At 70.8% G+C, this 7,673-nt stretch carries 6 protein-coding genes; 2 read left to right on the top strand and 4 right to left on the bottom strand.

What is annotated here, in order from left to right:
• Positions 1–86: 86 nt before the first annotated feature.
• From AC1MIR_RS02290 to AC1MIR_RS02280, 3 genes are all read right to left on the bottom strand, one after another.
• Positions 87–1,685: an arylsulfatase gene (locus tag AC1MIR_RS02290; protein ID WP_480026566.1), complete on the bottom strand. Its 1,599-nt coding sequence runs from the start codon at positions 1,683–1,685 to the stop codon at positions 87–89.
• 218 nt (positions 1,686–1,903) lie between these two features.
• On the bottom strand, positions 1,904–3,613 hold the full coding sequence (locus tag AC1MIR_RS02285; RefSeq protein WP_480027046.1) for an arylsulfatase: 1,710 nt from the start codon (positions 3,611–3,613) through the stop codon (positions 1,904–1,906).
• Between the two features lie 38 nt (positions 3,614–3,651).
• The gene (locus tag AC1MIR_RS02280; protein WP_480026565.1) at positions 3,652–4,644 is read right to left on the bottom strand and encodes a formylglycine-generating enzyme family protein; all 993 of its coding nucleotides are present in this window, start codon (positions 4,642–4,644) and stop codon (positions 3,652–3,654) included.
• A gap of 96 nt (positions 4,645–4,740) precedes the next feature.
• Here AC1MIR_RS02280 and AC1MIR_RS02275 point away from each other — a divergent pair, with 96 nt between their 5' ends.
• Both AC1MIR_RS02275 and AC1MIR_RS02270 read left to right on the top strand, forming a co-directional pair.
• On the top strand, positions 4,741–5,712 hold the full coding sequence (locus tag AC1MIR_RS02275; RefSeq protein WP_480026564.1) for a LysR family transcriptional regulator: 972 nt from the start codon (positions 4,741–4,743) through the stop codon (positions 5,710–5,712).
• Between the two features lie 16 nt (positions 5,713–5,728).
• Entirely contained in the window at positions 5,729–6,412 is a 684-nt protein-coding gene (locus tag AC1MIR_RS02270; protein ID WP_480026563.1) for a DUF599 domain-containing protein, read from the top strand.
• 3 nt (positions 6,413–6,415) lie between these two features.
• Here AC1MIR_RS02270 and AC1MIR_RS02265 read toward each other — a convergent pair whose 3' ends face one another.
• Positions 6,416–7,525, bottom strand: a complete 1,110-nt coding sequence (locus AC1MIR_RS02265) for a P1 family peptidase (protein ID WP_480026562.1) — start codon at positions 7,523–7,525, stop codon at positions 6,416–6,418.
• Between the last annotated feature and the right edge of the window lie 148 nt (positions 7,526–7,673).

Raw genomic sequence — 7,673 nt, 5'->3', positions numbered from 1 at the left:
GGTGTGGGGGGGGTGCGGGGGGGGCGGGGGGCGGCTGTGGGGCCCCGCCGGCCCCGGGGGGGGGGGGGGGGGGGGCCACGTCGCGATCAGCGCCCTCCGGCGCCCTGCCTCAGCCGCGCCATCGCGTCACCCAGGCTGAAGCTGCCGGGCGCCTGACGCGGCGGGAACTGCTCGAAAGTCGCCAGGAAGCGCCCGACGAAGGCCTGCGCGGGTACGAGCGCGAAGGCGTGCTCCACCCGCCAGCGGCCGTAGTCGAAGGATTCCTCGGCGCGCTCGAAGGGATCGGCGCGCAGGTTGTAGAGTTGCGGCAGGCGCAGCGGCGTGAAGGCGCGCTCCCACACCTCGAGCCCGTGGTGCTCCTGGATCATGAAGTGGATCTTCCAGTTGTCGTAGCGGAGCGCCGCGAGATCGCCGTCATCGGTGAAGAAGAACATCTCGTGGCGCGCGCCCTCGCCGGTGCGCGTCAGCAGCGGCAGCTGGTTGTAGCCGTCGAGATGCACCTTGTAGGTCCGCCTTCCCGCCTGGTGGCCGTCGAGCAGCTTCTGCTTGATCTCCGGCTCGCCGGCGGCGGCGAGCAGCGTCGGCAACCAGTCCTGGTGGGAGAAGATGTCGTTGACCACCTGGCCGGCGGGAATGCGCGCGGGCCAGCGCACCATGGACGGCACCCGGAAGCCGCCCTCCCAGGCCGTCGCCTTCTCGCCGCGGAAGGGCGTGCAGCCGCCGTCGGGCCAGGACATCACCTCGGCGCCGTTGTCCGTCGAGTAGAGGACGATGGTGTTCTCGGTGATGCCGAGGTCGTCGAGCTTCTTCAGAAGCTGCCCGACATGCCCGTCATGCTCGACCATGCCGTCCGGATAGATGCCGAGGCCGGTCACGCCGCGGCTGGCTTCCTTGAGACGGGTCCAGATATGCATCCGCGTCGAGTTGAACCAGGTGAAGAAGGGCTTGCCGTCGCGATGCGCGCGATCGATGAAGTCGAGCGCGCCGGCGAGGAACTCCTCGTCCACCGTCTCCATGCGCTTCTTGGTCAGCGGGCCGGTGTTCTCGATCCGCTGCGTGCCGTCGGCGTTCGCCCAGGACTTCAGCACGCCGCGCGGACCGAAGCGCTCGCGGAACTGCGGGTTGCGCGGGTAGTCGGGGTTCTCGGGCTCGTCCTCGGCGTTGAGGTGATAGAGGCTGCCGAAGAACTCGTCGAAGCCGTGCATGGTCGGCAGGTGCTCGTCGCGGTCGCCGAGATGGTTCTTGCCGAACTGCCCGGTCACGTAGCCGAGCGGCTTGAGCAGCGCGGCGATGGTCGGGTCCTCCGCGCGCATGCCTTCCGCCGCGCCGGGCAGGCCGACCTTCGAAAGGCCCGTGCGGATCGGGCTCTGCCCGGTGATGAAGGCGGAGCGGCCGGCGGTGCAGGAATTCTCGCCATAGGCATCGGTGAACATCGCGCCCTCGCGCGCGATGCGGTCGATGTTGGGCGTGCGGTAGCCCATCATGCCCATGTTGTAGCAGGACGGGTTCGACCACCCGATGTCGTCGCCCCAGATCACCAGGATGTTGGGGCGGCCTTGCGGGGCGCGGGTCGCCGGCGCGGCCGGCTGCTGCGCCTGCGCGAGCTGCGTGCCGCCGGCGGCGGTCGCCGCCAGGGCTGCACCGCCGCCGAGCAGCATGTCGCGGCGGGAACGTCCATTGCTCATTGAGTCGCTTCCTTCCTCGTGATCATTGGCAGACACGAGCATTCACGTGCCCACACATCTGCGCAACCGTGACGATGCAGCATCGTTTGCGCCGTCATGCCGCGTTTCGCCCGCCTGGATGGCTCGGGATGCAAAGGCGTCCCCAGGAGGGGTAGATGGTCGGGGGGACCGGTGAGCCCCCCCGACAGCTGGAACGCAGCGCTCAGCATCGGGTCATGTCACTGCCCGCGCTGAGTCCGGGCTACCTGGTCGATGTGCCGCTTGACGGCGTCGAGGTTGAACGACGCCGGGTCCTGCATCGGCGGGAACTCGACGGCGGTCTGCGCGAGTTCGCCGACCAGGCGCTGCACCTCGACGAAGCGCCAGAATTCGCGCGCAAAGAAGTCGTTCAGGTAGCCGCCGCCCATGTTGTTGAGCGTCTCGCCGCGAAGCGCCGGCGTTCGTTCGAACGGATCCTGCCGGAGATTGACCATGATCGGCATGTCGGTGGTGACCCGCTCGCCCGGCCAGCCATAGGGCTGCTGGTAGAAGATGAACTTGAAGTCGTCCACGCGGATGGCACCGAGCGACGGTCCCCCGAAATAGAAGACCTCGCGCCGTGCCGAGGGTCCTCGGCCGCGCAGCAGCTCGAGCTGGTTGTAGCCGTCGAGGTGGTTCTTGTACTGCCGCCCGTTGAGGGTCACGCCAGCGCGGAGCTGGTCCTTGATGTTCGGGTTGCCGGCCGCCGCGACCAGGGTGGGGAACCAGTCGAGGCCGGAGAAGATGCCATTCTCCACCTTGCCTGCCGGCACCTGCCCCGGCCAGCGGATCATCGCCGGCACGCGGAAGCCACCTTCGTAGATGGTGCCCTTCGTCGCCCGGAAGGGCGTCATCCCGCCATCGGGCCAGGTGAAGGTCTCGGCGCCGTTGTCGGTGGTGAAGAGGACGATGGTGTTGTCCTTCTCGCCGATCGCTTCGAGATGATCGAGCAGCGCACCGACATTGTCGTCCAACTGCTTCATGCCGGCTTCGTAGAGCCCGAATCGCGTCTCGGCATTCATCTCCTGCTGGTAGCGCGGCGAGAGGAAGGTCCAGATGTGCATGCGCGTTGGGTTGTGCCAGACGAAGAACGGCTTGCCCTCGCGCTTCGATTCATCGATGAAGCGCTTGGTGTGATCGACCAGAACCTCGTCGATCGTCTCCATGTTGTACTTGCTCGGCCGCCCGGCGACCCAGTTCTGCCGGCCTTCCATGTTCGGGAAGGGCGGCAGCGGTCCCTCGTCCACGATGCGCTGCTTCCCGACGCGGCCCCAACGCGGCATCTCGGTCGCGTCGTCGGTGTCCGTCGCCCAGGAATGCACGAGGTTGCGCGGCCCGATCTCGTCCCAGCGGTCGCGCGGGAAGGAATACCAGTAGGGATCCGACAGCGCGTCGAGGTGGTAGAGGTAGCCGAAGAACTCGTCGAAGCCGTGCAGGGTGGGCAGGTACTTGTTGAGGTCGCCGAGGTGGTTCTTGCCGAACTGCCCCGTCTTGTAGCCGAGCGCCTTCATCGCGGTCGCGATGGTGCAGGCCTGGGCCGGGAGGCCGACATCGGCCCCGGCCTGGCCGACCGTCGTCAGGCCCGTACGCAGCGGGATCTGGCCGGTGATGAAATTCGCGCGGCCCGCGGTGCAGGAGGCTTCCGCGTAATAGTCGGTGAAGCGCATGCCTTCGGCCGCGATGCGGTCGAGGTTGGGTGTGCGGCCGGCCATCATCCCCTGGTGGTAGGCGCCGATGTTGAACCAGCCGATGTCGTCGGCCATGATCACCAGGATGTTCGGCTGGCGGCCCTGTCCGCCGGGAGCCGGCTGGGTCGGGCGAGGCGCTGGCGCCGCAGGACTCGTCGGCGTCTGCTGGGCCTGCGCCGTCTGGATCCCTGCTCCGAGAGCGGCTGCTCCCCCAAGCAGCATGCTGCGCCGATTCACCCGGCCCGTCGCGGGACGATCCGTCATGATCCATCTCCTTGGCTGGTGGTTTGACGTAGGACGCACCGGAAGCCGATGTGGCTCATGCCGGTGTCCACCATCTGCGCATGGCGCGCGGCGGGGCGGTACCGGCGGCAGTACGATGGCGTACAAAGAAAACTTCCGCCTTTCACAACCTTGCGTGGAATGCGGATCGCCGGCTGCGCCGGGTCGTAGCTGCCGTCGATGCGCGGCCCGCGCGGGTCCAGCGGCGCACAGCAGGGCTTCGTGGGATCCGCCTCGTGCCGCGTGGACCACCAGTCGGTCGTCCACTCCCAGACATTGCCCGCCATGTCGAACAGGCCGTAGCCGTTCGGCGGATAGCTGCCGACGGGCGCGGTCCGCTCGAAGCCGTCCGCGGCGAAGTTGCGCCACGGAAACGGCCCCTGCCAGGTGTTGGCCATGTGCACGCCGCCGGGCGTCAGCTCCTCGCCCCAGACGAATTCCGCGCCCTCCAGCCCGCCGCGCGCGGCGAACTCCCACTCCGCCTCGGTCGGCAGGTCCTTGCCGACCCAGCGCGCATAGGCCTCGGCATCCTCATGGGCGATCTGCACCACGGGGTGCTCGTCCCGTCCCTCGACCGTGCTGCCCGGCCCCTCCGGCTGGCGCCAATGCGCGCCTGGCGTCCAGTGCCACCAGTTCGACATGTCGCGCGTGTCCACCGGGCCGTCCGTCATGCGGAAGACCAGGGCACCGGGAACGAGCATCACGGGATCGGCACCGGGATACATCGCCGGATCGAGCGGCCGCTCCGCCACCGTGCGATAGCCGGTGGCCGCGACGAATCGCGCGAACTCGGCATTGGTGACGGTGGTGCGGTCCATCCAGAAGGGGCTGACGCGAACGGGATGCGCCGGCCGCTCTTCCGGGTAGTGCCGATCCGACCCCATCAGGAAGGTGCCGCCCGGGATGGCGACCATGCCCGCAGGCAGGGCCCGGTCGGGATTGGCCGTGCGTTCCGCCGCCCCCCTTGCCATCGCTTGGTTTCCCGAACGTTTCCCCGACAGCTTGCCAGCCGCCCGCGCTTCCTGACCAATGCCCAGTCCGTAATCTTGTATTGCCATCGGAGGCATATGCTCGAGGTTCGCGACCTGCGGCTGGTCCAGGCGATCGGAGAACACGGCAGCCTGGTGCGGGCGGCCCGTGTCCTGAACACCACCCAGCCCGCGCTGACGCGCAGCCTTGCCGCGCTGGAGGCGAAGCTGAAGGGCCGCCTGTTCGAGCGCAGCCCGCGCGGCGTCATCGCAACCGACCTCGGCCGCGCCATCCTGGCCGATGCGGGCGATATGCTCGGCCGGCTGGAGAGGCTGGACCGCTACCTGACGGAAGTGCGCGGCGACCAGGTGCGCGACCTCGCCATCCATGCGGGCGCCTACCTGGCCGAGACGCTGGTGATGACGGCGGCGGCGCGGATGCTCGCGCTCTACCCCCGCGTGCGCCTGCGCGTGACCTCGGTGAACTGGGCCGATGTGCCGCGCGCCCTGCATGACCGCGAGGCGCCCTTCGGCCTGCTGGACCGCCGCGGCATCGAGGAGGATCCAGGGCTCGAGATGGAGCCCCTGCAGCCCCAGCCGGGGGTCTTCGTCACCCGTCCCGGCCATCCGCTGACCGCCCGGCGCGGCCTGACCCTGCCCGACATCCTCGCCTATCCGATCGTCTTCATCGGCCGGGTGCCGAGCGCCGTGCAGGCTCCCATGGCGGCTGCGCGCGAGGAGGCGCGTGCGCGCGGCACGATGCACCCGGCCTTCCCCGCGCTGGTGCAGGAAAGCCCGACCGTGGCGCTGGCCGCGGTGCGCCAGTCGGACGCGGTGGCGCCGATGACGCTGCCGCTGGTGCTGCCCGCCCTGCAGGCGGGCCAGCTCGTGGCCCTGCCCTGGCGGGAGCCCTGGGTGTCGCTGCACCCGGTCATCCTCCGCCTGCGCCGCCGTCACCTGGGGGAGGCGGAGCAGGCCTTCCTCGACCTCCTGCGCGGGGTGGACGGCGAGTTCGCCCGGGACGCCCGCGCCTGGTTCGCGGCGCAGGGCCTGTCGGCCGAGTGCGGCTGAGCGGGGCGGGGCGCCGATGTCCGTGCTGACCCCGCTCGACTGGCTGGCGCTTGCCGTCTTCGCCGCCTGCTGGATCGGCTACGCGACGCTGGTGGACCGGGTGCCGGCGATCCGCGCCCGCAGCGTGATCGCCGCCATGGACGGGCACCGGCGCCGCTGGATGCTGGCGGCGCTGGCGCGGGAGAACCGCATCGCCGACATCGCCGCGATCGGCAACCTGATGCAGTCCACCGGCTTCCTCGCGACCACGAGCATCCTGATCCTCGGCGGCCTGGTCGCGCTGCTCGGCGCCTCCGACATGGGGCGGCGCGTCGTGGCGGTGCTGCCCTGGTCCGCGGTGCCCGACGAGACGGCCTGGGAGATCAAGATCGCGCTGCTGCTGGTGATCTTCGTCAACGCCTTCTTCGAGCTGACCTGGGCGCTGCGCCAGTTCAACTACGGCTCGATCCTGCTCGGCGCCATGCCGAACGCGCCGGAGAGCGCCGCCGCGCGGGCCGAGGCGGAAGCGGCGGCGCGGGTGCTGAACCGCGCGGCGCGGCATTTCACCACCGGGCTGCGCAGCTACTATTTCGGCCTGGCGGCGCTGGCCTGGATCGTCCATCCGCTGGCGCTCGTGGCGGCGAGCCTGCTGGTGCTGCGCGAACTGCACCGCCGCGAATTCCGCTCCGAGGTGCGCGCGGCCCTCCGGCCGGCGGACTGAGGCTCAACGCCTTGCCAGAAGCTCCGCCAGCCGATCCCGCGGCCGCGCGCGCCCGGTCGCGCGCCGGCCCCCGATCCGGCTTTCCACCGTGGTCGCCATGGTCAGCGCATTGAGCACCGCTTCCTCCGTCGCCTCGATCGCCGCGGCGAAGAGCGGGGAGACGCGGTCGTTCGGCCACTCGGCATAGGGCGCCTCCGCCGCGCGCTTCTCCGGCGTGCGGATCACGCCGGGATGCGTGGCGAAGGCGATGGCGTAGTCGCCCGAGCCGTCGCTGAAGGCCGCGCCGGTGCGCGCGATGCCCGCCATGGCGCGGCGCGCGAGGCGCTGCAGGTTGCGGTCGGAGAGCGGGGCGTCCGTCGCCAGCACGACGACCACGGACCCGTCCGCATCCGCCGGCGTCGCCGCTCCGTCGGCGCGGGCAACAGCCACGTGCTCGGCCATGTAGTATTTCCCGAGCAGCCGGCCCACCGGGATGCCGTCCATCACCAGCGCGCCGCCATAGTTGGCCTGCACCAGCGCACCCACCGTCCAGCCGCCGAGCGCCGGCGGCAGCACGCGGGACGCCGTGCCGATGCCGCCCTTCCAGCCGAAGGCCATGGTGCCGGTGCCGGCGCCGACGCTGCCCTCCGCGACCGGCCCCGGGCCCGCGATCGCCAGCGCGTCGCGCATCTCCGCCGCGCCGATCCCGCGGGCGCGGATGTCGTTGAGGCGCCCGTCATTGGTCTCGCCCACCACGGCGTTCACGCTCCGCACGGCCTCGTTGCCGGGCTGCGCCAGCGTCCAGTCCACCAGCGCCTCCACCGCGCGCCCGACGGCGAGCGTGTTGGTCAGCAGGATCGGCGTCTCCAGCTCGCCGAGTTCCTGCACCTGCGTGACACCCGCCATCTTGCCGAAGCCGTTCATCGCGAAGACGCCCGCCGGCACGCGATGCGCGAAGGAATTCTGGGCGTGCGGCAGGATGGCGGTGACGCCGGTGCGCGTCCCCTCCCCCGCGATCACCGTCACCTGGCCGACGCGCACGCCCGCGACATCCGTGATCGCATTGAGCGGACCGGGCGGCAGGATGCCGGGAGCAAGCCCGAGGTCTCGCGCGCGGCGGCGGTGCCCGGTCACGCGCCTCGCCTCAATGCACCGGAAGCCGGCGGCCGGGGATCGGCGCCTCCGCATCCAGCGCGCAGAGCGCCGCCACCGGCGTCGCCCGCGGCGCCCGCCCGGCCGGGCGCCGCCCGGGGGCGCGGGCCGGGGGGGCGGGGCCGGGGGC

It is taken from the genome of Falsiroseomonas sp. RANM36 (genome assembly GCF_056682175.1).
The sequence above is the reverse complement of the archived record's forward strand: the minus strand, read 5'-3'. Positions and strand labels throughout refer to the sequence as shown.